Source organism: Promicromonospora sukumoe (genome assembly GCF_014137995.1).
GTDB classification, from domain to species: Bacteria; Actinomycetota; Actinomycetes; order Actinomycetales; family Cellulomonadaceae; genus Promicromonospora; species Promicromonospora sukumoe.
Genome location: NZ_JACGWV010000003.1, coordinates 445,960 through 470,223 on the forward strand (window position 1 = coordinate 445,960; position 24,264 = coordinate 470,223).

Genomic DNA, 24,264 nt, shown 5'->3' on the forward strand with positions numbered 1-24,264 from the left:
CGTTCAAGAAGAGTTGTGAGTAATATCGTCTGCTAGACAGACGATCTGCCGTGACGCGCGGCAGGCGAGAGCGACACGAGGGACACCGCACGCATGACCGACTACGGGCACGACCTGCTCTTCGGCACCTTCATCACCCCGTCCAACAGCGACCCGCAGGTTCCCGTGCGGCTGGCGCAGCTCTCCGAGCAGCTCGGCCTGGACCTGGTCACGTTCCAGGACCACCCCTACCAGCCGTCCTTCCTGGACACCTGGACGCTCATGTCGTGGGTGGCCGCGCAGACCGAGCGCATCCACATCTCCGGGAACGTGCTCAACCTGGGTATGCGCCCGCCCGCGCACCTCGCGCGGTCCGCCGCGAGCCTCGACCTGCTCAGCGGCGGACGGTTCGAGATGGGCGTGGGCACGGGCGGCTTCTGGGACGCGATGGTCGCGATGGGCGCCAAGCGTCTGACCCCCGGCGAGGGCGTCACCGCCCTCGAGGAGGGCATCGAGATCATGCGCGGCATCTGGGACGCCGGGAACCGCACCCCGCTGCGCGTGCCCGGCCAGTTCCACCAGGTCGACGGCGCCAAGCGCGGCCCGGCCCCGGCGCACGACATCCCGATCTGGCTCGGCGCCTACAAGAAGCGCATGCTCCGGCTCACCGGCGCCAAGGCCGACGGCTGGCTGCCCTCGCTGCCCTACTTCAAGGACGGCGACCTGGCGCGCGGCAACGCGACGATCGACGAGGCGGCCGAGGAGGCCGGGCGCTCGCCCAGCGAGATCCGGCGGCTGCTGAACCTGGGCGGCAACATCAACGACCGGTCGTCCGGGCCGCTCCAGGGCCCCGCGGACCAGTGGGTCGAGGAGCTCACCCTGATGGCGCTGGAGGACGGCGTCAGCGGGTTCATCGCCATGGGCGACGACCCCGACCAGATCCGCGCGTTCGCGGAGGACGTCGCGCCCGCCGTGCGGGAGGCCGTGGCGGCCGAGCGGCGCTCCGCCGGCACGGCGCCCGCGGCCGCCCGCCGGGGCACGGCGGCGCTGGCCGCGCGCCGCAACGGCATCGACTACGACTCGCTCCCGCCGGAGCTCGCGGCGCACGCCGTGGAGCCGGGCGACCGCGAGTACGGCGCGGTGCGGCACAACTACCTCCGCTCCGGCGCGCCGGGCCTGGTGCTCCGCCCGCAGGGCGTCGACGAGGTCGCGGCCGGGCTGGCGTGGGTGCAGAAGCAGGACGTCGAGTTCGCCGTCCGCTCCGCCGGGCACGGCATCTCGGGCCGCTCCACGAACGACGGCGGCGTGGTGCTCAGCCTGAGCCGGATGCGCTCGGTCGAGGTGGTCGACGAGGCCACGCGTCGGGTGCGGATCGGCGCGGGCGCGACCTGGGGTGAGGTCGCCGAGGTGCTGGCGCCGCGCGGCTGGGCGATCACGTCGGGCGACTACGGCGGCGTGGGCGTCGGCGGGCTCGCCACGACCGGCGGCATCGGCTTCCTGGGCCGCCTGCAGGGCCTGACGATCGACCACGTGGTCGCGGCCGAGGTGGTCACAGCCGACGGGCGCGTGCTGCACGCCTCCCGCGACGAGCACCCGGACCTGTTCTGGGCGCTGCGCGGCGCCGGCGGCAACATGGGCGTCGTCACGTGGCTGGAGGTCGAGGCCGGCGCCGTCGGGAACGTGGTGTTCTCGCAGATGACGCTCGACGCCTCCGACACCGCGGGCCTGCTGGAACGCTGGGGCGCGACCGTCGAGGCGGCGCCCCGCGGGCTCACGTCGTTCATGATCATCGGTGGCGCCCGGCGCGGGCAGTCGCCGATGGCGCAGCTCCTGACCGTGTTCGCGGCCGAGGGCGCTGACGCCGACCCGGACGAGGCCATCGCCCAGCTCGAGCTGCTGGCCGACGCCGGCCCGCTGCTCGGGCACCAGGCGCAGCTCCTGCCGTACTCGGGCGTGGTGCGCAAGGAGGACGCCCACCACTCCGGCGGCGGCGACCCCTCGGCACGGTCCGGGCTGCTGACCCACCTGGACCAGGGCACCAGCCGCGCGGTCGAGCGCCTGCTCGCCACCGGGGAGTCCTACTTCACCTCGATCCGGGCCACCGGCGGGGCGGGGAACGACGTTGCCCCGGACGCGACCGCGTACGCCCACCGGCACCAGAACTTCGCGCTCTCGGCCCTGGGCTCGGACCAGGACCGCCTCAACCAGGCGTGGGACGCCGAGGTCGGGCCCGTGATGGACGGCTCGTACCTGTCCTTCGACACCGACAGCAGGCCCGAGCGGCTGCTGGAGGCGTTCCCGGAGCCGACCCTCACGCGCCTGCGGGAGGTGAAGTCGGTCTACGATCCTTCGAACGTCTTCCGGACGAACTTCCCGATCCCGCCGGCCGGCCCGGCCGCGGGTTCGCCGGGGAGCGATGCCTGACAGGTCCGCCTTGTGCCGCTGGGTTGTGGATAACTTCACGAGCGTGTGGGTGAGAACCCGTAGGTTCGATCGCGTCCGGTTCGGCCGGACGCGATCTGACCGTTGAACCACCACCGCAGGGGTACCCATGAACCTTGTCGCCGCATCGCGCCTGGCGCGTGAGCTGATGGACCAGCACGGGCTGAAGGCCTGGACGTTCGAGTTCGACGACGCCGTGCGGCGCGCCGGCATGTGCAGCTACGGCAACCAGCGCATCAGCCTGTCCGCGCCGCTCACCCGCATCCACGACGAGCGGGAGGTGCGGGACACGATCCTGCACGAGGTGGCGCACGCGCTCGCGGGTCCCAAGGCCAAGCACGGGCCGGCCTGGCGCGACGTGGCGGTGCGGATCGGGTGCTCGGGGCGGCGCTGCGTCGACCCGTCGGCGCCGTCGATCGACGGGCCGTGGGTGGGCACGTGCCCGGACGGCCACCGGGCCACCCGGTTCCGGCGGCCGTCCGGCATCATGTCCTGCCGCTCGTGCGGGCCGCGGTTCACCGTGGCGAACCTCATCGCCTGGACCTACAAGGGGCGCAACGCGGCCATGGGGGAGCGGTACGACAGCCAGCTCCGCGGGGCGTTCCGCGAGGTGGGCGAGGTGCCGGCCACCGGGCCGGGCGCCGAGGAGCGCGTGGCGCGGCTGGCGCGGGAGCGGGACGCCGGGACGGTCATGGAGCCGTTCGACCTCGGCGCGCTACGTTGAGCCCATGGCTACGTCGTCCGCTCTCACGCTCCCGCCCGGCGCTGCCGGCTCCCGCATCGTCGGTCTGGGGCACCACCAGCCACCGCAGACCCTGACGAACGACGACATCGCGCAGCGGGTCGAGACCAACGACGAGTGGATCCGGTCGCGCACCGGCATCATCACGCGCCACGTCGCGGCCGACGACGTCACGGTCGCCGACATGGCCACGGCGGCGGCGCGCCACGCGCTCGACGATGCCGGGCTGACCGCGGACGACGTCGACCTCGTGATCGTCGCGACCGCCACGAACGACGACCGGTCGCCGAACACCGCCGGCCGGGTCGCGTACGCGCTGCGCACCGGCGTCCAGCCCGGCGCCTCGACGCCCGAGGGCGAGGAGGCGCCGGACCTGCGCAACGTCGTGGGCCCGGCGGCGCTGGACCTCAACGTGGCGTGCTCCGGGTTCGCGCACGGCGTCGGCGTCGCCGACCAGGCGATCCGCACCGGCTCGGCGCGCACGGCGCTGGTGATCGGCGCGGAGAAGCTCACCGCGTACACCGACTGGACCGACCGCTCGACGTGCATCCTCACGGCGGACGGCGCCGGGGCGGCGGTGCTGCAGGCGGCGGACGCGCCCGCCGTCGGGCCCGTGGTGTGGGGCACCGAGCCGGAGCTCACGCCCGCGGTGCGGATCGAGGCGCCCGAGGTCAAGTTCCAGCAGGACGGCCGTTCGGTGTTCAAGTGGGCCATCACGCGGGCCGCCGACCGGGCCCGGGACGTCGTGGCGGCGTCCGGGCTGAGCCTCGACGACATCGAGGTGCTCGTGGCGCACCAGGCCAACCTGCGGATCATCGAGCCGCTGGCCAAGGCGCTCGGCATGGAGGGCAAGGTCGTCGTCACGGACATCACGGAGTCGGGCAACACGTCCGCGGCGTCGATCCCGCTGGGGCTGTCCAAGTGGTGGCACGCGGGCAAGATCCCGGCGGGCGTGCCCGCGCTGCTGTTCGGGTTCGGCGGCGGGTTCGCGTGGGCCGGCCAGGTGGTGCTGACGCCGGAGCGGTGAGTGGTGGGGCGTCTCGGTAGCGGGGCGGTTACTGCGCGGAGGGCATGGACAGCGCTTTCCCGGCGTCGTATCGTTTCAGTCCCATCCACCCGACGTCGACGACGACCGAAGGAGCTCTCCACCGATGCCTGAGCCGACCACCGAGCCGATCACCGGCCCGACCCACGAGCCCGCGCCGCCGTCGGGACCGCTGCCCGAGGGGCGCCGCCGCTACGCGGTGGTCGGGACGGGGCACCGCGCGTCCATGTACGTGGACGCCCTGATCGGCACGCACGCGCCCGACGGCGAGATCGTCGCCTGGGTCGAGCCCAACCCCGTGCGGGCCGCGGCCTACGAGGCGCGGGTCGCCGCCGCGCTCGGCGGCATCCGCCCCGTGTACGCACCGGACGACCTGGAGAAGGCGATCGCGGAGCACTCCGTGGACCGCGTGATCGTCACCTCCGTCGACCGCACGCACGCCGACCTGGTCACCCGCGCCCTGCGGGCCGGTGCCGACGTCGTCGTGGAGAAGCCCATCGCCGCCCACCCCGACCAGGCCCGGCAGATCGTGGACGCCGTGGCCGAGACGGGCAGGGGCCTGGTCACGACGTTCAACTACCGCTACTCGCCTCGCAACAGCGCGCTGCGCGAGGTGATCGCGAGCGGCGAGATCGGCAAGGTGCTGTCGGTCCACTTCGACTGGGCGCTGGACACCGTGCACGGCGCCGACTACTTCCGCCGCTGGCACCGCGAGAAGGTGAACAACGGCGGCCTCCTGGTGCACAAGTCGAGCCACCACTTCGACCTGGTCAACTGGTGGATCGACGGCGTTCCCACGCGCGTCTTCGCCACGGGCGGGCGGCGCTTCTACGGCGACGACGGCGCGCACGAGACGGACTACGAGCCCACGGCGGGTGAGCGGGCCCTCAACGAGCGCGGCGTCGACCCGTGGCAGCTCTCCGTCGAGAAGAACGAGTGGCTGTCCACGCTCTACGGCCCCGAGGCCCAGGCGGTGGACGGCTATGTGCGCAACCGGTCGGTGTTCGACGCCGGCATCACCACCGAGGACACCCTCGGGCTCGTCGTCGAGTACGAGGGCGGCGCGCTGCTGACCTACTCGCTCACCGCGCACGCGCCGTGGGAGGGCTACCGCGTGGTGGTCAACGGCACGCGCGGGCGCGCGGAGCTGGAGGTCACCGAGCGCGGGTCCGTGGAGTTCGGCGACGGCGAGGCCGCGATCCTCGACCCGAGCGCCACCGAGGTCTTCGAGCAGGACACCGTACGGCCGGTCGGGGAGCGGCTCGTGGTGCAGCGGCACTGGGAGCGTGCCGAGGACCGGCCGATCGTGCGCGGCGGCGGCGGGCACGGCGGCGGCGACGCGCTGCTGCTGGCCGACGTCTTCAAGCCGTCCGAGGAGGCTGACCCGCTGGCGCGCGCGGCCGGGTACGTCGACGGCGTCCGGGCGTCGTCGGTGGGCTACGCGGGCAACCGCTCGCTGGAGACGGGCGACCCGGTCCGCATCGAGGACCTGAACCTGGGCATCTGACCCGGCGACGGGCCCCAGCTCAACCTGGCTGATCTCTCCGCGGCTGTCCCCCTCTCCTTCGAGACCTAAGTTTCTTCGCTTTGAAGCGACTCAAAGCGAAGAAACTTAGGTCTCAAAGGAGAGGGGGACAGCCCCGTCAGACGAGCAGCGCGCCGATCGCGACCAGCACCGGCACGCACAGCGCCGTCGTCCACACCGTCGCGCGCGCCGCGACGCCGTCGAACACCCCGTACCGCGTCGCGTACGTCGTGACGTTCACCGCCGTCGGCAGCGCGGCCATCGTCACCACCAGGGCGAGCGCGGGCGCGTCCAGCCCCACCGCCGTGCCCAGGGCCCACGCCGCGAGCGGGTGCAGCAGGTTGCGCACCAGCACCGCGATCGCGATCACCCAGCCCACGAGCCGGCGGCCCCGCCCGGCGGCCACGCCGAGGTCGGCATCGGCGGCCGGCATGGGCACGGCGAGCGTCATGCCGAACGTGAGCAGGCCCAGCGGTGGCGCGGCGGCGCCGATCAGGTCGAAGGGCAGCAGCACGACGTCGGGCAGCCGCGCGCCGGTCAGCTCCGACACGACCGCGACGAGCAGGCCCGCGACCGTGCCCAGCGTGATCGGGTTCCGGAACGCCGCGAGGAACACCTGCCCCATCGACCGCCAGCCCGACCGGGCGGGGGTCCCGCCGTCGGCCGACGCCGTCGCGCGGTCGAGCGCCGAGAGGGTCAGCGGCGCCAGCACCAGGAGCTGGAAGAGCAGCGTGGGCACGACGGCGAGGGCGTCGTCGAACAGGTAGACCGCCAGCGGCAGCCCGATGTTGCCGCCGTTGACGTAGACCGCGGCGAGCGTCGTGACGGCGGCGGGGCCCGCGGGCAGCCGCAGCAGCCAGCGCGCCGCGGCGGCCGTGGCCAGGCCGAGCACCGCCGTCGTGATCCACGTGACGGCCGCGCCGCGCGAGAGCACGTGCGCGAGGTCCGTCGAGGCCAGCGTGCTGAACATCAGGGCCGGCGCGCAGATCGTGAACGACAGCGTCGCCAGGGTCTGCCGGGCACCGGCCCCGCCGTCACCGCCCCGGTGACCCGCCCCGTCGCGCGCGATCCCGCGGGGAAGACCGCGGCCGGCCAGCAGACCGGTCCGCTGGATCACCCAGCCGAGCGCGACCACGCAGGCCATGGAACCGATGGCAGTCAGGACGGGCAGCACCCGTGCACCCTGTCACGCTCACCGGGACGACGTCGGGAGCGTCCACGGGGCACCCAGCTCCGTGAACGTGCGCTGCTCGCGCGCTGCGCGCTCGCACCACTCGACGACGTCGCGCACCACGGGGTGCCGCGCGTCCCCCTCGGGATTTCCCTGCCCGACGCCGCCGGGCCCGCCCGGCCCGCCCGCGACCGGAGCGACCCCGTCCACCCATTCGACGAACGCGTCGCCCACGGGCGCCGGGTCCGGCGCGGTGCGCACGGCCTCCAGGACCTGCATGAACGCGCCGGTGTCCCGGACGTCGCACAGCAGCCGCTCGTCGCCCGCCCGGGCGCGCAGCAGGTTCTCCAGCAGGCCGGTCCGCTCGTACTGCTTCTCGGCGACCACGCGCCCGGTGCGCAGCCGCACCAGGTCGCGCTCGTACTCGTACTCGATCTCGCCGTCGGTGCCCTGCACGATGACGCGGGCCGGCGTGCGCTCCGGTGCGCACAGCGTGAGTCCGAACCCGTACCGCGTGCCGTCCGTGCCCACGGCCCGGAGCGACGAGGTGTCGTCGGCCTCGATCGGGTTGGCCCGCCACAGGTCCGTGTTCACGTACGCGAGGTCCGTGCTGGTCCGGGCGCCGCCCACGCGCAGGGCGCTGGCCACGGCGTGCGCCAGCGGGTTGGTGACGACGCCGTCGACCACGGCCCGGTCGCCCATGCGCCGCCGTCCCGCCCACGACGAGCGCGTCCAGTACGCGGCGGTCCGTACCCAGGTGCCGACGGCGCCGATCCCGGTCACCTGCCCCACCTCGCCGCGCGCGATCATGTCGGCGACGGCGGGCAGCGCGTGCGACCCGAAGGTCTGGAAGCCCACCTGGCACATCCGCCCGGTCCGCTCGACGACGGCGACGAGCTCGGCGTGCTCCGCCAGGCTCGCGGTGGTCGGCTTCTCCAGCAGCACGTCGATCCCGGCCTCCAGCGCGGCGCGCGCGAGCGGCAGGTGGGTGTGGATCGGCGTGGACAGCACGACGACGTCGGGCAGCGCGTCGGCGCCGGCCGAGAGCAGGTCGCCCAGGCTCGCGAACCACGACGCGGGGGCGTCGTCCGGTTCCCGCGGGTCGACGACGGCGCTCAGCCGCGCCAGCCCCCGGTGCTCCAGCTCGGCGACCGCCCGCAGGTGGGAGCCGCCGTGGCCGTGGATGCCCACCACGGCGACCTTGGGCAGGCTCACCGCCGGCCGCCGTCGGTCAGGTCGGCGGCGAGAGCCTCGGCCGCGGCCGCCGTGAGCTCGGTGTCCAGCAGCACCGCGACGAGGTCGAGCTGCACGGCGCCGCCGTCGGGCACGACGAGCGGAGCGTCCCAGGCGAGCGCCGGGCAGGCGCCCGGGTACTCGGCCGAACGCAGGAACCACGGCCGCACCTGGCCCGGCTGCACCAGCAGGAGCGTCGTGGAGCGGCCGCCCTGCTGCTGCACGAACGCGACCCACGGCGACGTGCTGCCGTGCGCCCGGTTCTCGCCCGTACCCGCGGCCGACAGCACCGTGGTGCTCTCGGCGATCGGCAGGCGCCAGAACAGGCCGCCGTACCCGGCGCCCGGCCGCCCGTTGGTGGCGGGCGAGCGGATCTCCAGCGGGCCGTGGTCGGCGTGCAGCGTGGAGCGCCAGTCGAGCACCCAGCCGGGGGCCGCGTCGGAGCCCGGGGCCAGGGGGAGCAGGCGCGCCGAGATGCGGCGCTCCTCGCGGAGCTGCGGCTCGCCGTGCTCGTCGGACCACAGCACGTCCTCGACCAGGGTCTCGCCGGCGGCCCTGAGAGCGCCCGGGGCGCTCGAAGAACCAACCAAGGGCTCCACCCGGAGCCCCGCCGACGTCTGCCGGCCGTGGTTCTTCAGCAGCGTCGGGCCCACGTCCTCGATGAACGTGCGCCCGCCCCAGTGGCTCGTGCCGTTCACGTCGGGCACGGCGATGCCCACGCCGTAGTGGTGCCGGTGGTCCACCGGGCTCACGTCGGTGAGCGGGGTGCCCGCCAGGGTGTGCACGGGGTGCAGGTACGGCCGCCGGGCGTGCACCTTCGGCATGCGCTCGCCGCCGTCGCGGCGCACCAGCTCCAGGCCGTCGCCGCAGGTCAGGACCACGGCGTCGGCGGCGGGATCGGTAGGCACCGACCAGACCGGCGCGGCGGTGGGCGGCACGGTGGGCACCTCCTCCGGCTGCGCGACGGCGAGATCGTCGTCGGTGATGTGCACGCGTTCCGGCCCCTGCGGCACGGGGCCGGTGCTGCCGCGCACCTCCAGGCTGGGTGTGAACCGTGCAGAGCGTGCGGGGTGGGCGTCGTCGTCGATCACGGCGTGCAGCTCCCTCCAGGCATGTCGGCCGAGCTCGGCCTGTGGCACCGCGACCGTCGTCAGCGCGGGTGTGGCGTAGCGGGACAGCTCGATGTCGTCGAAGCCGGCCACCGAGATGTCGGCGGGCACGGCCACCCCGGCCTCGTTCAGGCCGGCGAGCAGCCCGAACGCGACGAGGTCGTTGAAGGCCACGGCCGCGGTGGCGCGGGTGGCGAGCACGGCGGGCGCGGCGGCGTGGCCGGCCTGGATGTCCGGCCCGGCGGGCAGGTCGAGGATCTCCAGGTCGGCGTGCCGCTCCCGGACCCGTGCCAGGCCGGCGCGGCGCAGCTCGTCGGACGCGCTGCGCACGGGCCCGCCCAGGTAGACCATGCGGCGGTGGCCGAGCGCCACGAGGTGCTCGACCACCTGGACGGCGGCGTCCTCGTAGTCCACGACCAGGCTGGGCGCGGACCCGCCGGTCTCGCGGTTGACCAGCACCACGGGCTCGACGTCGGCGATGAGCGCGCTGAGCTCGGCGTCCCCGATGCGGGGCGAGACGAGCACGAGGGCGTCGCAGCGCATCCGCGCCTCCAGGGCGATGGCGCCCTCCTGCTGGTCGTCCTCGACGGTGTCCGCGACGAGCACGCGGTAGCCGTCCTCGGCGGCGCCGTCCATGACGCCGCGCAGGATCTGCTGGAACACGGGGTTGCCGAGGTCCGGCACCACCAGGGCCACGGTCTGGGTGCGGCCGAGCGCGAGGCTGCGCGCCGCGTTGCTCGGCCGGTAGCTGAGCTCCGCCGCGGCGGTCCGCACGCGCTCGGCGATGGTGGCGTCGACCGTGCTGCGCCCGTTCATCACGCGCGACACGGTCGCCCGGGAGACCTTGGCCGCTGCCGCGACGTCCCCGATCGTGGCGACCGCACGGCGCTGACCTGCGCCTCGAACGCTGCCGCTGCCCATGTGCTCTCCGTCCGTGACCTTGTCCGACCGGATCGCGTGTGGTCCCGCGCCCTCGTCGGCGCGGTCCCCTCGTGACCGGTTTCCCGATGTGACCGTACACCATGGGAAACCGGTTCCTCATGTGGTACGTTCCTCCACCAGAGACCGGTTTCTCACCGACGAGCCGGGGATCGACGACGATCCGGAGGACAACGCGATGCGCCACCCGAACCGCGAGCCCGGGCCCTTGCGGTCCGAGCCCCTGCCCGCCCCGACGGGGCCCGTCCGCGCGGGGGTGGACCCATGTCAGTGATCCAGGAGCTCTCCCGCGGCAAGCAGGCCGGCGCCGCCCGCAAGAAGGGTGACGGCCGCTGGGCGCTGCTGTTCCTCGCGCCGTGGTTCGTGGGGCTCGCGCTCATCACGGCCGGGCCGATGGGGGCGTCGCTCTGGCTGTCCTTCACGGACTACGACCTGCTCTCCGCGCCCGAGTGGGTGGGCCTGGAGAACTACACGCGGATGTTCGACGACCCGCGGTTCCTCACGTCCCTCGGCGTCACGTTCACCTACGTGTTCGTGTCGGTGCCGCTGCAGCTCGCCGCGGCCCTCGGCCTGGCGCTGCTGCTCGACAAGGGCATGCGCGGCCTCGCCCTGTACCGCTCGGTGTACTACCTGCCCTCGCTGCTCGGCGGCTCGGTGGCCATCGCGATCCTGTGGCGGCAGATCTTCGGCGCGGACGGCCTGGTCAACCAGGTCCTGGCGCTCGTCGGCATCCAGGGCCAGGGCTGGGTCTCGCACCCCGACTACGCGCTCGGCACCCTCATGGCGCTCAACGTCTGGACGTTCGGCGCGCCCATGGTGATCTTCCTGGCGGGCCTGCGGCAGATCCCGCAGATGTACTACGAGGCCGCCTCGATCGACGGCGCCTCGCGCTGGCGCCAGTTCCGCAGCATCACGGTGCCGCTGCTGACGCCGATCATCTTCTTCAACCTCGTGCTCCAGCTCATCGAGGCGTTCCAGTCCTTCACCCGGGCGTTCGTGGTGAGCGGCGGCAACGGCGGCCCGTCCGACTCGACGCTGCTCTACACGCTCTACCTCTACCTCAAGGGGTTCGGCTCGCTCGACATGGGCTACGCCTCGGCCATGGCCTGGTTCCTGCTGCTGATCATCGGCGGCATGACGGTCGTCAACTTCCTCGCCTCCAAGTACTGGGTCTTCTACGATGACTGACGCCTCGACGCCCACACAGACCACGACGCCGACGGCGGTGCGCCCGTCGTCGGACACCGCACCCCGACCCGGCTCCCGGGCGACCGGGGGAACCGGCGGGACCGGCCCGGCCGGACGCCGTCCTGCCGCCGTCCGTCCGCGCGGAAGACGCGCCCGGGCCCGGGTGGGCAGCGTGCTCAAGCACGTGGGCCTCATCGCCTTCGGGTTCGTGATGCTGTACCCGCTGCTCTGGATGCTGGCCAGCTCGTTCAAGCCGAACGCGCTGATCTTCCGCGAGCCGGGCCTCATCCCCACCGACATCGACCTGTCCAACTACACGGACGGGTGGAACGCGCTGCTGCACCCGTTCAGCCACTACCTGATCAACTCGGCGCTGGTGGTGCTCGGGTCGCTGCTCGGCAACCTGCTGTCGTGCTCCCTGGCGGCCTACGCGTTCGCGCGGCTGGAGTTCAGGGGCAAGCGGCTGTGGTTCGCGATCATGCTGATGTCGATCATGCTGCCGATCCACGTGGTGATCGTGCCGCAGTACGTCTTGTTCTCCCAGCTCGAGTGGATCAACACGTTCCTGCCCCTGATCGTGCCGAAGCTGCTCGCGACGGACGCGTTCTTCATCTTCCTGATGGTCCAGTTCTTCCGCGGCATCCCCCGGGAGCTGGACGAGGCGGCGACCCTCGACGGCTGCAACCACCTGCGCATCTACCTGCAGATCATGCTGCCGCTGTCGATGCCGGCCCTCGCGACCACCGCGATCTTCACGTTCATCTGGACGTGGAACGACTTCTTCAGCCAGCTCATCTTCCTGACCCGGCCGGAGATGTACACCGTGCCGATCGCGCTGCGCACCTTTGTCGACTCCACGGGCGAGAGCTCGTGGGGCTCGCTGTTCGCGATGTCGATCGTCTCCCTGATCCCCGTCTTCATCGCCTTCCTGTTCGGACAGAAGTACCTGGTCAAGGGCATTGCGACCACCGGGATCAAGTAGCTCCACCCGCGATGCGACAACGACGTCAACGTCACCGAAGGAGAAACACATGAGCACCACCGGCAACCGACCGAACACGAGGCGCGGCAAGCGGCTCGCCGGCTCGGCCGCGGGCATCGCGGCCGTCGCCCTGACCCTGGCCGCCTGCGGAGGCGGCGACTCCGGCATCGGCGGGGGCGGCGACGACGCGCCCGCCGCCGCGGAGGAGTGCCCCTGCGAGATCCGCTTCGCGTGGTGGGGCTCCGACACCCGCCACGAGGCCACGCAGCAGATCATCGAGGCGTTCGAGGCGGAGAACCCGGACATCACCGTGGTCCCCGACTTCACCGACTGGGACGGCTACTGGGACAAGCTCGCCACCTCGGTGGCCGCGGGCGACACCCCGGACGTCATCACCCAGGAGGAGCGCTACATCTCGGACTACTCGACCAAGAACGTGCTCGCCGACCTGGGCTCGCTCGACATCGACACGTCCAAGGTGGACGACGGCGTGCTGGCCGGCGGCCAGATCGACGGCACCCAGTTCGGCATCCCGACCGGCATCAACGCCTACGCGCTCGTGGCCGACCCGGAGCTGTTCGCCGACGCCGGCGTCGACGTTCCGGACGACACGACCTGGACGTGGGAGGACTACGTGACCACGGCGAACGCCGTCGCGGAGGGCTCCGGCGACAAGGTCTGGGGCACGCAGGACTACGGCTTCAACGAGGCCGGCCTCAACGTGATGGCGCGCCAGCGCAGCGAGACGCTGTTCACGCCCGAGGGCGAGCTCGGCGTCTCCGAGCAGACCGTCGCCGACTTCTTCCAGGTCTCCCTCGACCTGGTCGAGGGCGGCGGCCAGCCCGACGCCGCCCGCACGGTCGAGTACCAGGCGGCCGGCCCCGAGGGCGGCCTGCTCGGCACCAACAAGGGCGCCATGGGCGTCTGGTGGACCAACCAGCTCGGCGCGCTGTCGGACTCGTCGGGCCACGAGCTGGAGCTGCTGCGCCTCCCGGGCGAGTCCGAGGGCGACCGGACCGGCATGTACTACAAGCCGGCGATGTTCTACTCGGTCTCCGCGGACACGCAGTACCCGGAGTCGTCGGCCAAGTTCGTGGACTTCCTGCTCAACTCGGAGGAGGCCGCCAAGATCATGCTGACCGACCGCGGCCTGCCGGCGAACACCGACGTGCGCGAGGCGATCCTGGGCGACCTGTCGCCCACGGACCAGAAGGTCGCGGACTTCATGGCCGACATCGAGGACGAGATCGTCGACAACCCGTCGGTCCCGCCGCACGGCAGCGCCGAGCTCGCCGACATCATGGAGCGCGTCAACACGGAGGTCCTCTTCGAGCGCGTCACCCCGGAAGAGGCGGCCACCCAGTTCATCGACGAGGTCAACGCGGCCATCGCCGACTGACCCCCCTTCGTTGAGTGCGGGATTTTCGTCCTTCTCGGGCCTCGAGAAGGACGAAAATCCCGCACTCAACGACGTTCTGGGGCTGGGTAGGATGAAACGGTTCAGAGGAGAGGTGCCACAGGTGTCACATGATCTGCTCGTGCTGCGGGAGGGCGACGACGTCGCCGTCGCCACGCGGGACCTGAGCCCGGGCGACCAAGTCGTGGTTCCCGGGGGCGGCCCGGTCGACGTCGGGCAGCTCGACGTCGGGCAATCCGTGCCGCGGGGGCACAAGATCGCGCTGCGGGCCGTGCCCGTCGGTGGTCAGGTGCGCAAGTACGGGCAAGTCATCGGGGTCGCGACCGCTCCCATCGCGGCGGGTGATCACGTGCACTCGCACAACCTCGGGTTCGAGGACGGGTCGCGGGAGGCGCCTTTGGGCGGCGCGCACCACGAGCTTCCCGTGCCCGACGGCGTCCGGCCTACGTTTCGTGGTTTCCGGCGGGCCGACGGGCGGGTCGGGACCCGCAACTTCGTCGCGATCCTGACCAGCGTGAACTGCTCCGCCTCGACCGCGAAGATGATCGCCGACCAGTTCCGCGGCAACGTGTTGGACGAGTTCGAGAACGTCGACGGCGTCATCGCCCTGACCCACACCTCCGGGTGCGGCCTGGTCCCGGACTCCGAGGGCGGCCAGATCCTGCTGCGGACCCTGCGCGGGTACGCCGCCCACCCCAACGTCGCCGGCCTGCTCGTGCTGGGCCTGGGCTGCGAGATGGTCCCCGGCGCCGCCCTGTCGGCCCGGTCCGGGCAGGTCGCCGACCTCGGCATGCCCGGCATCGGCGCCCCGGACGAGTCGCGGTCCGGGCTGTTGGCCGCCATCGCGGACGACACCGTCGTCCGCTCCCTGACCATCCAGGAGACCGGCGGCGTGCGCGCGTCCGTGCGGGCCGGCGTCGCCGCCGTCCGCGAGATGCTGCCCCTGGTCAACCAGCGTGAACGGGTCGAGTGCGACGTGTCCGAGCTGGTCCTGGCCCTGAACTGCGGCGGCTCGGACGGGTACTCCGGCATCACCGCCAACCCCGCGCTCGGGTGGGCGTCGGACCGGCTGGTCGCCTACGGCGCCACCTCGGTGCTGGCCGAGACCCCCGAGGTCTACGGCGCCGAACACCTCCTGACCGCCCGGGCCACCGAACCCACCGTCGCCAAGAAGCTCCTGGACCGGATCGACTGGTGGCGTTCCTACGTCAAGGCCGGGGGCGGCACCCTGGACAACAACCCGTCCCCAGGCAACAAGGCCGGCGGCCTCACCACCATCCTGGAGAAGTCCCTCGGCGCCGTCGCCAAGGGCGGGCAGGCCGACCTGGCCGCCGTCTACGAGTACGCCGAACCCATCACCGAGCGCGGGTTCGCCTTCATGGACACCCCCGGCTACGACCCGGTCTCCGTGACCGGGCTGGTCGCGGGCGGCGCCAACGTCGTCGTCTTCACCACCGGCCGCGGCTCGGTGTTCGGGTGCCGGCCGACGCCGTCCATCAAGGTCGCGACCAACACCCCGATGTACTCCGTGATGTCTGAGGACATGGACCTCAACGCGGGTGTCATCGTCGACGGCACCGCGACCGTCGCCGACGTCGGCCGCCAGATCTTCGACCGCATCCTCGCCGTCGCCTCCGGCCAACAGACCGTCAGCGAGGAGCTGGAGATCGGCGCGGAGGAGTTCATCCCCTGGCACATGGGCGCCGTCACCTGACCCACACGCACGTGTCAGACGCTCAGGTCCCCCGAGGGACCTGAGCGTCTGACACGTTCCACGTGGTTACGGGTAGCTCACCACCTTTGCCGGGATCGTCTCCGTGCCCGACGCCCGCGGCCCCACGCCGTTGATGACGTGCTCGTACGTGCCCACCCCACCGAGCGACACGGTGAGCAGCGAATGCATCCGAACCCCGGGCGTGACCGGCACCTCGAAGCCGTTGTCCGACGTGATCGACGCGTCCGACGTGAACACGCAGTACGACCCCAGCCCCCACGCCTCGTGCTGCGTCACGTGGTCCGCGACCTTGTACGCCGCCCACCCGCGGATGCCGTCGTGGTTCCACGCCGCCTGGTTCGGCGGGTCGTACGGCAGCTCGTTCTGGTAGAAGATCGTGCGGCCGCGCTCCCCGTTCCACAGGGTGTTGTACTCCTGGTAGTGCTCGACGAAGAGCCCGTACCCGTCCACGTCGTTGCCGTTGACCACCAGGCCGTTGCGCGCGGTGTTCACGTCCCAGCCGATGCCGTCGCCGTGGTCGCCGCGCCAGGACCAGATGTGGTCGACGATCGTGTCGTCCGCGTTGACCACGATCGCCTGGTCCACCCGCCCGGCGTGCGCGCCGCCCACGCGGACGAACACGTCGTGCAGCGAGATCGGGTCGTCGGCGTGGTCCGCCGTCGACCCCTCCGTGCCGACGGTGAGCATTGACGGCGACTCGGCGGCCCCGGCGTCGAACAGCACGCCCGCCACGCGGACGCCGTCGACGTCGCCCACCCGCATCGCCGTCTGCCCGGCCGTCGGCACGATCGTGGCGTACCCGAGACCGAGCACCACGGTGTCGGCGCGGTCCACCTCGATGGTCCCTTCTGTCTCGTAGATACCGGGCGTGAGCAGCAGGTTCAGGCCCTGGTCGAGCGCCTGGTTGATCCGCGCGGCGGAGTCGCCGGGCCGGGCCACGTAGAACTGGTCCAGCGGGATCGAGGTGCCCGACGTCGTCCCGCCGTCCCACGTCGCGCCCCGCGTACCCGACCGGGCCGACGGCACGAACACCGCGTAGTCGTCCCCGTCGAGGTAGAGGTAGGGCTTCTCGCGGATGGTGCCCGTGGTGTCCAGGGTGGTCACCGCGGGTTCCGGGAACGACGTCGGCGGGGCGTTCTCGACGCCGGAGAACACCATGTTCCACAGCGTCCCGGCCCAGCCGCCGGTGAGTGTCGAGTCGCGGGTGTACCACTGCTGCTGAGTCCAGGCGCGGACCTGCCCGTCGACGACGGAGTCGGCGATGTACCCGCCCGACGCCCAGCCGTACCGCGACGAGTGCAGCATGAGGTTGCCCTTGACGTGCACGCGCCGCATGGGCGCGGCCTGCGACACGGCCCACCGCATGTCACCGCCCGACGGCGTGACCGCCAGGTTCTCGACCGAACGCCAGAAGTTCTGCGTGGCGTTGCCCTCGAACCACTCCGCGTCGGCCCAGACGCCGCCGGTGATGTTCACGTCGTCCGGCCTCGCCCCCAGGCCGGAGATCGAGGTGTGGAAACCGGAGTTGACGTGCACCGGGTACGTGCCGGGCTCGAACAGGAACTGGTGCCGCCCGTCGCCGAACTGGTCCGACTCCTGCTGGTCGTAGACGGCGTCCACGGCCGCCTGGATCTGGTCGACGGGCGTGTCCGGGCCGAAGACCTGCACGTTCGGGCCCAGGTCGCCGCCGCCCGGGATCGGGTCGCCCGGCGTGGTGCCGCCGTCGCCCGTGAACACCCGCAGCTCCCACAGCGAGTAGCCGTACCCCGTGCCGCGCCCGGTGCCGGTCAGCCGCACGTACCGGCCCGAGCCGGCGACGTCGAGCGACTGGTTGCCGCCGGTCCCGTTCGTGACCGTCTTCAGGGTGCGCCACGTGGTGCCGTCGTCGGACGCCTCGATCCGGAAGTCCTTGCCGTACGCGGTCTCCCAGGCGAGCTCGACGCGGCACAGGTCCTGGACCGAGCCGAGGTCCACCCGGATCCACTGCGGGTCGGCGGCCTCGCTGCTCCAGCGGGTGCCGGCGTTCCCGTCCACGGCCGACGCCGCGCCGAACGGCCCCTCGGTCGACGACGCCGTCGCCGTCCGCCCGAGGGCCGCGTTCGTGGTGCCGCAGGCGGCGGCCGCGGCGCGGTCCGGGCCCGACGCCGTTCGCGCCGTCGTCGGGCCCGCGCCTGACGCGGCGCCCGACGACGGGACCCCGCCAGCCGCCGGCGAAGCCGCCGCCGTCAGCGGCGCCGCGACGCAGGCCGCGACCGCCGCGGCCGCGAGCCACACGCGCCCCGCTCTCACGAGGCCACCTCCTCGCGCGCGGCCGTGGCCCCGGCTGCGGCCGTGGTCTCGGGCACGAGCTCGTAGTTCTCGTCGAGCACGGTGCCGCGGTGCGGCTTGTAGAGGTCGTAGCCGCGCGGGTTGCACTGGAGGCCGCCGTTGATGCACTGCTCCACGAGCCGGCGCAGCACCTCGGGGTCCCAGGCGTTCACGAAGTCGTAGTGCCACGACTGGTCGGACCCGCTCACGAGCGCGACGTCGGACATGTCACCGCTGACGGGCCACGCGATCTTGAACTCCAGCATCGGCACCGCGACGGGGTGGCTCATGGGGCACTGGCCCGCGACCGGGTACGCCATGTGCGAGCCGTGGCCCATGTGGGCGGACTCCTCCGGCGTCAGGTGCGTCCCGTCCCAGCAGCTCGGCGCCTGGTACCGGATGTTGAGCTGGGTGCCCTCGGGGCAGTGCGCCGGGATCTCCCAGCTCTTGGAGATGTCGCCGCACTCCCAGCCCTCGACGGCGCCCGGCGCGGTGCGGAACTCGTCGACGGTCGCCATCATGTCGCCGGTGACGAACTGGAGGCCCTCCGGGAACGGCACCACGTCCTGGTAGTCGTCGATGCCCGACTTGTAGTAGACGGTCATGGGGATGTTCGGCTCGACCGGCACGCCGCCCTTGGTGATGGCGGGGAACCAGTAGGCCGAGTGGTCCTGCGGCACCGTGCAGGTGCTCTCCGGCATCGCGTTCAGGCTCGTCGGCGTCGTGAACGCGTCCGTGGAGCGGTTGCCGATGAACGTGTGCAGGTGGGAGCGGCCCGGCTGGTTCGGGTACACGATCGAGTCGTCGGGCAGGAAGTGCGAGAACTCGCAGTTCGCCTGGAACTCGTGGTGCGTCACCTCGTCACCGGGGAACGGCGGCGGGTCCTCCGGCCCGCCGGCCTCGCCGTCGCCGAACACCTGGAGCTCCAGGAGCGAGTAGCCGTAGCCGGTGCCGCGGGCCGTGCCGACGAGCTGCACGTAGCGGCCGGTCGCGGTGATGTCGTACACCTCGGTGCCGCCGGTGCCCGCGCCCTCGGTCACGACCGTGGTCCAGTTCTGGGCGTCCGACGAGACCTGGAGCGTGAACGCCGCGCCGTACGCGGCCTCCCACTCCAGGGCGATGTGGTCGAGCGTGTACGAACGGCCCAGGTCGACCCGGATCCACTCGTCGTCCGTCGGGGCGCTGGCCCAGCGGGTGGTGCGGTCGCCGTCGACCGCGAAGCGCGGCCCCAGGCCGCCCGACTCCGAGCTGGACGCGGCCGTGAGCGCGCCCTGCGACAGGAGCGTGTTCGGGTCGGCGACGGCGGTGGTGGCGCCGATCGTCCCGGCCGCGCTCAGGGTCGAGGCGAGCAGGGCCGTGGCGAGTGCGCCGGCCAGGGTGCGAGACCGACGGCCGCGAGGTCTGCTGTGTCGTGGCGTGCCGTGCTGTGGCGAACGGAGTGCTGTGCGCATGGTTCCTCCTTCTTCGGTGGTGTGCGGTGCTGACTCAGTGCCTTGCTCAGTGCCTGCTCACTGCTGGTAGACGCCGACCTCGTACAGGGAGTAGCCCCACTCCGTCCCGCGCTCGGTGAGGTTGAGCCGCACGTACCGGCCCGTCCCGGCGACGTCCAGGCTGTCGACGCCGCCGTTGCCGCCGGTGACCGTCCGGACCGTGGTCCAGGAGTTCCCGTCGTTCGACGTCTGCACCTGGTACGACTTGCCGTACGCCGTCTCCCAGACGAGCTGCACGTGGTCGAACGACTGCACCGAGCCCAGGTCCACCTGGTACCAGGCGGTCGGGCCCCACTCGCTGGCCCACCGCGTGGAGGCGTCGCCGTCGACGGCGCGGCCCGGCGTCCAGTCGCCGTTCCACGGGTCGAAGCTCGACGCCGTGGCGGTCTTGCCGCGCGCGATGTTGGTCCCGTCGACCGGCGGCGCGACGACGCGGAACGACCGCGTCTCCACGCCCACGTTGCCGTGGCCGTCCTCGGCGAACACGTAGACCTTCCAGACGCCGAGCATCTCGGGCGCCGTGACCCGGAACGTGCCGGGCGCCGTCTGGTCGAAGTCCGCCTGCGCGATACCGCCCGCGTTGTTGACGTACTTGCTGTTCAGCATCACGTTGGCGTCGATCGGGTCGCCGTCGGGGTCCGTTACGTCCACGCTGACCGTGAACTCCTCGCCCGCGGCCACCGCCGTCGCGCCCTGGACGTTCATCGCGGTGATGCGCGGCGGGGTGTTCATCCCGGAGGTGTCGACGCCCCAGGCCCGCGCGATCGAGTAGTAGCCGAGGCGCTTGTTGTCGCCCGGGAGCACGTTGAACCACACTCCGCCGAAGTCGCCCTCGATGCCGTAGTGGAAGAACGTGGCGCCCAGCGCGACGCCGTCGTGCTCCCGCAGGCAGCGCCAGGAGTCCACGTAGGCCTGCTCCTTCTCCAGGTCGGTGGGCTCGTCCGGGACGCCGTTCGCGTCGTCCGGCACCTCCCACTCACCCGCCGCGCCGCCCTCGGTGATGATGTACGGCCGGTCGTAGCCGCCGTCCTCCCAGGCCGCGGGCACGTTGCACAGGTCGCCGTACGCGTTGACGGAGAGCAGGTCCAGGTCCGGGGCGTTGCGCTCCAGGTAGGGCCACGCGCCCACCCACGCGTCGGTGCTGGTGGTCGGGTGCTTCGCGTCGGCCTGGTGCACGGCGACGCTCACCTCGTTCACGAAGGCCGCGTACGCGTTGCGGATCGCCTCCAGCTCGGTGCCCGAGTAGCAGTTCTGCAGGCCCAGGAGGGACTCGTTGCCGATGTTCCACATGAGCACGCCCGGGTGGTCCTTGTACGCCGCGACCTGGGCGAGGATGTCGGCCTTGGTCGTCGACTTGTAGCTCGTGTCCGTGCGGTAGTCGATGCAGCCGCCGGACCCGGGACCGCCGCCGGGCAGCAGCCAGAAGCCCATCACCACGCGGACGTCGTGCGCCGCCGCCGAGTCGAGGAGCTGGCGGGTGTCCGCCCCGGTGCCCCAGGTGCGGATCGTGTTGGCGCCCATCGCCGTCAGGGTAGGCATGTAGTGGTCGGCCGCGCTGAACGCCGGCCCCCAGGTGAAGCCGCGGACCGTGTACGGCTGCCCGTCCACCTCCAGGTCCCAGTCGCCGTCGCCGCCCACCACCTCGACGGTGCTCGCGCCCGAGTCCCGGACCGGCACGTTCGGGTGGCCCGGGTCCACGTAGGCCGGGTCGCCCGGGTTGCCGGGGCCTCCCGGGTCGGTGCCGCCGCCCGCCGCGCCGAAGACGCGCAGCTCCCACAGCGAGTTGCCGTAACCGCCCGAGCGCGCCGTGGACAGCAGCCGCACGTAGCGGGCCGTCCCCTCGACGTCGAAGGTGTCGGTGCCGCCGTCGCCCGAGGTGGTCGAGTACACCGTCGACCAGGATGACCCGTCGGCCGAGACCTGGAACTGGTAGCTCTTCGAGTACGCCGACTCCCAGACCAGCTCGACGTGGTCGAGGGTGGCCGAGCGGCCCAGGTCGACCCGGATCCACTGCGGGTCGCTGAACTCGCTGGCCCAGCGCGTGCCCAGGTCGCCGTCGACGGCGGCGCTCGCGGGCGTGTAGTCGGGGTTCTCCACCGAGGAGGCGGTGGCGGGGCGGCCCTGCGACAGCAGGACCGGCTCGGCCTGTGCGGCTGCGGGGGCGGGTGCGGTTGCCGGTCCTGCGGGGGCTGGTGCCGCCGGCGCCGAGGCCGCGGGCACGACGAGTGCCGCGGCGGCCAGCAGGCCGGTCGCCAGGGCGGCGACCCCGGCGCGCAGGCGCTGCCCGTTCCGGGTCGCCGGCATGCCGGGTGATCCCGTGATGGTCATGTTCGTCTTCCTCTCCGTCCGCTCGTCGGCCAGGTGCGGGCGGCCGGGGCGCGGTTCGTCGTTGAGCCTGCGCTCGCGTCGCTCCGGTGCGCCGCGAGTTGGGAGAGCGCTCTTACCGGGCCCATCTTTGACCCGCCCTTGGTGGAGCGTCAAGAGCTGGCGGGACGGACTTCACCTGCTTTTGGGCGCCGCTTTCGTATGTTTGGCTATGTTCCGTATCGATTGGCCTGCCCGACGGCGGAGTCGGCATCCGCGACATCTCATCCGCACGAGCTCCGTGGGAGAGCGCTCTTACTCTGTTACCGTCGGCCTGTGAGCAAGGACCTGCGGCGCGCGGCGCCCACCCTGGAGGACGTGGCGAAGGTCGCCGGCGTCTCGCGCGCGACCGTGTCCCGGGTCATCAACGGCAAGCGCAAGGTGGCGCCGGCCGTCCAGGAGGTGGTCCTGGAGGCGGTCGCCGAGACGGGGTACGTGCCCAACCGGGCCGCGCGGTCCCTGGTCACGCGCCGGACGGGCACGGTCGCCGTCGTCATCTCGGGCGCCGACGCCGACCCCGAGGGCGAGCTCGACCTGTCCGGCGTCTTCTCCGACCCGTTCTTCGGCCGGGTGGTCGGGTCGCTCGTGCGCACCCTGCGGCCCCACGACGTGCACCCGGTGCTCATGTTCGCCGACGACGCGCAGACCCGCGGCCAGGTGACCTCCTACCTGCGGTTCGGCAACGCGGACGGCGCCCTGCTGGTGTCCACGTACGCGGACGACCCGCTCCCCGAGGAGCTCATCGGCACCGGGCGCCCCATCGTGCTGTTCGCCCGGCCGGGCCACGCGATCCCCGCGAGCTACGTGGACCTCGCGAACGCCGACGGCGCCCGCCTGGCCGCAAACCACCTGCTCGACCGCGGCTGCCGCACGCTCGGCGTGATCTCCGGGCCGCTCGACGTCCCCTCCGCGCGCGACCGGCTCGACGGCTTCCGGGACGCCGCGGCGCGGCGCGGGCACGCCTTCGTCCCCAGCGCCGCCGGGTCGTTCACCTTCGAGAGCGGCGAGTCCGCGATGGAGGAGCTGCTCGCGGCCGCGCCGGACCTCGACGGCGTCTTCGTCTCGAACGACCTCATGGCGCAGGGCGCGATCCACGTGCTCCAGTCCCGCGGCCGGCGCGTGCCCGACGACGTCGCGATCGTCGGGTTCGACGACAGCCCCGTGGCCGTGCAGGCCCGCCCCCGGCTGACGACGGTGCGGCAGCCCGTCGAGAAGATGGCGGAGGAGATGGCGCGGATGCTGCTGGAGCAGATCGACGCCGACGAGCCGGCGGTCCGCTCGGCGATCTTCGAGCCGGTCCTGGTGGTCCGCGACTCGGCGTGAGCTGGCCTTCTCTGGGGCCGGGGCGCCGACTTCGGTCAGGTGCTGTGAGACCGGTCAATCGACCGACCGGTCTGAAGACAGTCGACCGATCTCGCGTGGCCCGGCGCCCCCACAGGAGCCCCGCACGTACGGGTAACGCGTGTGGGAATCCCTCATGACCAGCCTGGACGTACCTTGCTAGGTTCCTGAACAAATCGGCCGTCGGTGTCGACGACGGCCCAGGACCCGAAGCGAGGTGGTTCCCCGTGAGAGCTCGTCGCGTACCGCTCTTTGTCGCAACCCTTGTCGCCGCACTCCTGACGACCGGGGTCGTGGCAGTCCCCGGCTCGGCGGCCACCGCGGGCGGCTCGGCCGCACCCGCTGCCGTCGCCGACTGCAGCGCGCCGGCCTGGAGCGCCGGCGCCGTCTACGTCGGCGGCAACCTGGTCACGCACGCCGGCGCCTCGTGGCGCGCCAAGTGGTGGACCCAGGGCGAGACGCCCGGCACCACCGGCGAGTGGGGCGTCTGGGAGCGTGTCGCCACCTGCGGCGGCGGTGAGCCCCCGGTCGACCCGCCCGGCACCGAGGACTTCCCGGTCAGCCAGGCGCAGTTCAACTCGTTCTTCCCCAACCGGAACTCGTTCTACACGTACGCGGGTCTGGTCGACGCGCTCAGCGCCTACCCCGGGTTCGCGAACAGCGGCAGCGAGACCGTCCAGAAGCGTGAGGCCGCGGCGTTCCTCGCCAACGTCTCGCACGAGACCGGCGGGCTGGTGCACATCGTCGAGCAGAACACGGCGAACTACCCGCACTACTGTGACACGACGCAGCCGTACGGCTGCCCCGCGGGCAACGCCCAGTACTACGGCCGCGGGCCCGTCCAGCTCAGCTGGAACTTCAACTACAAGGCCGCGGGCGACGCCCTCGGCATCGACCTGCTGAACAACCCGAACCTGGTCTCGACCAACTCGGCGATCGCCTGGAAGACCGGCCTCTGGTACTGGAACACCCAGAACGGCCCGGGCACCATGACGCCGCACAACGCCATCGTGAACGGTGCCGGCTTCGGCGAGACGATCCGGAGCATCAACGGCTCCATCGAGTGCAACGGCGGCAACCCGGCACAGGTCCAGAGCCGGATCGACACCTACCTGCGCTTCACGAGCGCCCTGGGCGTCGACCCGGGCGGCAACCTCTACTGCTGACCCGCTCACCTAACCGGGGCCAGATGCCTTGACCACAGCGGTTGCTGCCAGGAGCACGCCCGTCCTGGCAGCAACCGCTGTGGTCAACA

The 24,264-nt window shown here is 72.3% G+C and carries 16 protein-coding genes; 10 read left to right on the top strand and 6 right to left on the bottom strand.

From position 1 onward, the window contains the following. The first annotated feature begins 93 nt into the window (after positions 1–93). The 4 genes from FHX71_RS26065 (at position 94) to FHX71_RS26080 (ending at position 5,715) form a co-directional block, all read left to right on the top strand. Positions 94–2,403, top strand: a complete 2,310-nt coding sequence (locus tag FHX71_RS26065; RefSeq protein WP_182620405.1) for an LLM class flavin-dependent oxidoreductase — start codon at positions 94–96, stop codon at positions 2,401–2,403. 127 nt (positions 2,404–2,530) lie between these two features. Then, complete coding sequence (locus tag FHX71_RS26070; protein ID WP_182620406.1) at positions 2,531–3,145, top strand: SprT-like domain-containing protein; 615 nt, start codon at positions 2,531–2,533, stop codon at positions 3,143–3,145. A gap of 4 nt (positions 3,146–3,149) precedes the next feature. Beyond that, positions 3,150–4,190 (top strand): beta-ketoacyl-ACP synthase III, encoded by a 1,041-nt coding sequence (locus tag FHX71_RS26075; RefSeq protein ID WP_182620407.1) that lies wholly within the window; start codon positions 3,150–3,152, stop codon positions 4,188–4,190. A 124-nt stretch (positions 4,191–4,314) separates the two neighbouring features. After that, positions 4,315–5,715, top strand: a complete 1,401-nt coding sequence (locus FHX71_RS26080) for a Gfo/Idh/MocA family protein (RefSeq protein WP_182620408.1) — start codon at positions 4,315–4,317, stop codon at positions 5,713–5,715. 136 nt (positions 5,716–5,851) lie between these two features. On the opposite strand, the gene FHX71_RS26085 is transcribed toward FHX71_RS26080, so the two are convergent. From FHX71_RS26085 to FHX71_RS26095, 3 genes are read right to left on the bottom strand one after another with little or no spacing between them, the layout of a single operon-like run. Continuing rightward, positions 5,852–6,907 (bottom strand): AEC family transporter, encoded by a 1,056-nt coding sequence (locus FHX71_RS26085; RefSeq protein ID WP_182620409.1) that lies wholly within the window; start codon positions 6,905–6,907, stop codon positions 5,852–5,854. A gap of 18 nt (positions 6,908–6,925) precedes the next feature. After that, positions 6,926–8,119 (bottom strand): Gfo/Idh/MocA family protein, encoded by a 1,194-nt coding sequence (locus FHX71_RS26090; protein ID WP_182620410.1) that lies wholly within the window; start codon positions 8,117–8,119, stop codon positions 6,926–6,928. Then, positions 8,116–10,167, bottom strand: coding sequence for a DUF6807 family protein (locus FHX71_RS26095; protein ID WP_182620411.1), 2,052 nt, complete (start codon positions 10,165–10,167; stop codon positions 8,116–8,118). The genes FHX71_RS26090 and FHX71_RS26095 overlap by 4 nt, the downstream gene beginning before the upstream one ends. Positions 10,168–10,449: 282 nt before the next feature. Between FHX71_RS26095 and FHX71_RS26100 the strand changes: the two genes are divergently transcribed. The 4 genes from FHX71_RS26100 (at position 10,450) to FHX71_RS26115 (ending at position 15,486) form a co-directional block, all read left to right on the top strand. Then, positions 10,450–11,373, top strand: a complete 924-nt coding sequence (locus FHX71_RS26100) for a carbohydrate ABC transporter permease (protein WP_182620412.1) — start codon at positions 10,450–10,452, stop codon at positions 11,371–11,373. Positions 11,374–11,410: 37 nt separating this feature from the next. After that, positions 11,411–12,355 carry a carbohydrate ABC transporter permease gene (locus tag FHX71_RS26105; protein ID WP_376770170.1) on the top strand — a complete coding sequence of 315 codons (945 nt, stop codon included), beginning with the start codon at positions 11,411–11,413 and terminating at the stop codon, positions 12,353–12,355. 49 nt (positions 12,356–12,404) lie between these two features. Further along, positions 12,405–13,754 carry an ABC transporter substrate-binding protein gene (locus FHX71_RS26110; RefSeq protein ID WP_182620414.1) on the top strand — a complete coding sequence of 450 codons (1,350 nt, stop codon included), beginning with the start codon at positions 12,405–12,407 and terminating at the stop codon, positions 13,752–13,754. A 91-nt stretch (positions 13,755–13,845) separates the two neighbouring features. Continuing rightward, positions 13,846–15,486: a UxaA family hydrolase gene (locus FHX71_RS26115; RefSeq protein ID WP_182620415.1), complete on the top strand. Its 1,641-nt coding sequence runs from the start codon at positions 13,846–13,848 to the stop codon at positions 15,484–15,486. 66 nt (positions 15,487–15,552) lie between these two features. On the opposite strand, the gene FHX71_RS26120 is transcribed toward FHX71_RS26115, so the two are convergent. The 3 genes from FHX71_RS26120 to FHX71_RS26130 are packed head-to-tail and all read right to left on the bottom strand — an operon-like array spanning position 15,553 to position 21,632. Beyond that, on the bottom strand, positions 15,553–17,796 hold the full coding sequence (locus tag FHX71_RS26120; RefSeq protein WP_182620416.1) for a pectate lyase-like domain-containing protein: 2,244 nt from the start codon (positions 17,794–17,796) through the stop codon (positions 15,553–15,555). After that, positions 17,793–19,265: a DUF1996 domain-containing protein gene (locus tag FHX71_RS26125; RefSeq protein ID WP_246403556.1), complete on the bottom strand. Its 1,473-nt coding sequence runs from the start codon at positions 19,263–19,265 to the stop codon at positions 17,793–17,795. The genes FHX71_RS26120 and FHX71_RS26125 overlap by 4 nt, the downstream gene beginning before the upstream one ends. Before the next feature lie 57 nt (positions 19,266–19,322). Continuing rightward, complete coding sequence (locus tag FHX71_RS26130) at positions 19,323–21,632, bottom strand: discoidin domain-containing protein (RefSeq protein ID WP_182620417.1); 2,310 nt, start codon at positions 21,630–21,632, stop codon at positions 19,323–19,325. 312 nt (positions 21,633–21,944) lie between these two features. Between FHX71_RS26130 and FHX71_RS26135 the strand changes: the two genes are divergently transcribed. Further along, on the top strand, positions 21,945–22,991 hold the full coding sequence (locus FHX71_RS26135; protein WP_182620418.1) for a LacI family DNA-binding transcriptional regulator: 1,047 nt from the start codon (positions 21,945–21,947) through the stop codon (positions 22,989–22,991). Positions 22,992–23,302: 311 nt separating this feature from the next. After that, the gene (locus tag FHX71_RS26140; protein ID WP_312877226.1) at positions 23,303–24,175 is read left to right on the top strand and encodes a glycoside hydrolase family 19 protein; all 873 of its coding nucleotides are present in this window, start codon (positions 23,303–23,305) and stop codon (positions 24,173–24,175) included. The last annotated feature ends 89 nt before the right edge of the window (positions 24,176–24,264 follow it).

Bases quoted from the DNA above. Each gene is read 5' to 3' on its own strand.
- FHX71_RS26065 (WP_182620405.1), top strand. From the start codon at position 94: ATGACCGACTACGGGCACGACCTGCTCTTCGGCACCTTCATCACCCCG.
- FHX71_RS26070 (WP_182620406.1), top strand. From the start codon at position 2,531: ATGAACCTTGTCGCCGCATCGCGCCTGGCGCGTGAGCTGATGGACCAG.
- FHX71_RS26075 (WP_182620407.1), top strand. From the start codon at position 3,150: ATGGCTACGTCGTCCGCTCTCACGCTCCCGCCCGGCGCTGCCGGCTCC.
- FHX71_RS26080 (WP_182620408.1), top strand. From the start codon at position 4,315: ATGCCTGAGCCGACCACCGAGCCGATCACCGGCCCGACCCACGAGCCC.
- FHX71_RS26095 (WP_182620411.1), bottom strand. From the start codon at position 10,167: ATGGGCAGCGGCAGCGTTCGAGGCGCAGGTCAGCGCCGTGCGGTCGCC.
- FHX71_RS26100 (WP_182620412.1), top strand. From the start codon at position 10,450: ATGTCAGTGATCCAGGAGCTCTCCCGCGGCAAGCAGGCCGGCGCCGCC.
- FHX71_RS26110 (WP_182620414.1), top strand. From the start codon at position 12,405: ATGAGCACCACCGGCAACCGACCGAACACGAGGCGCGGCAAGCGGCTC.
- FHX71_RS26115 (WP_182620415.1), top strand. From the start codon at position 13,846: ATGAAACGGTTCAGAGGAGAGGTGCCACAGGTGTCACATGATCTGCTC.
- FHX71_RS26125 (WP_246403556.1), bottom strand. From the start codon at position 19,265: ATGCGCACAGCACTCCGTTCGCCACAGCACGGCACGCCACGACACAGC.
- FHX71_RS26130 (WP_182620417.1), bottom strand. From the start codon at position 21,632: ATGACCATCACGGGATCACCCGGCATGCCGGCGACCCGGAACGGGCAG.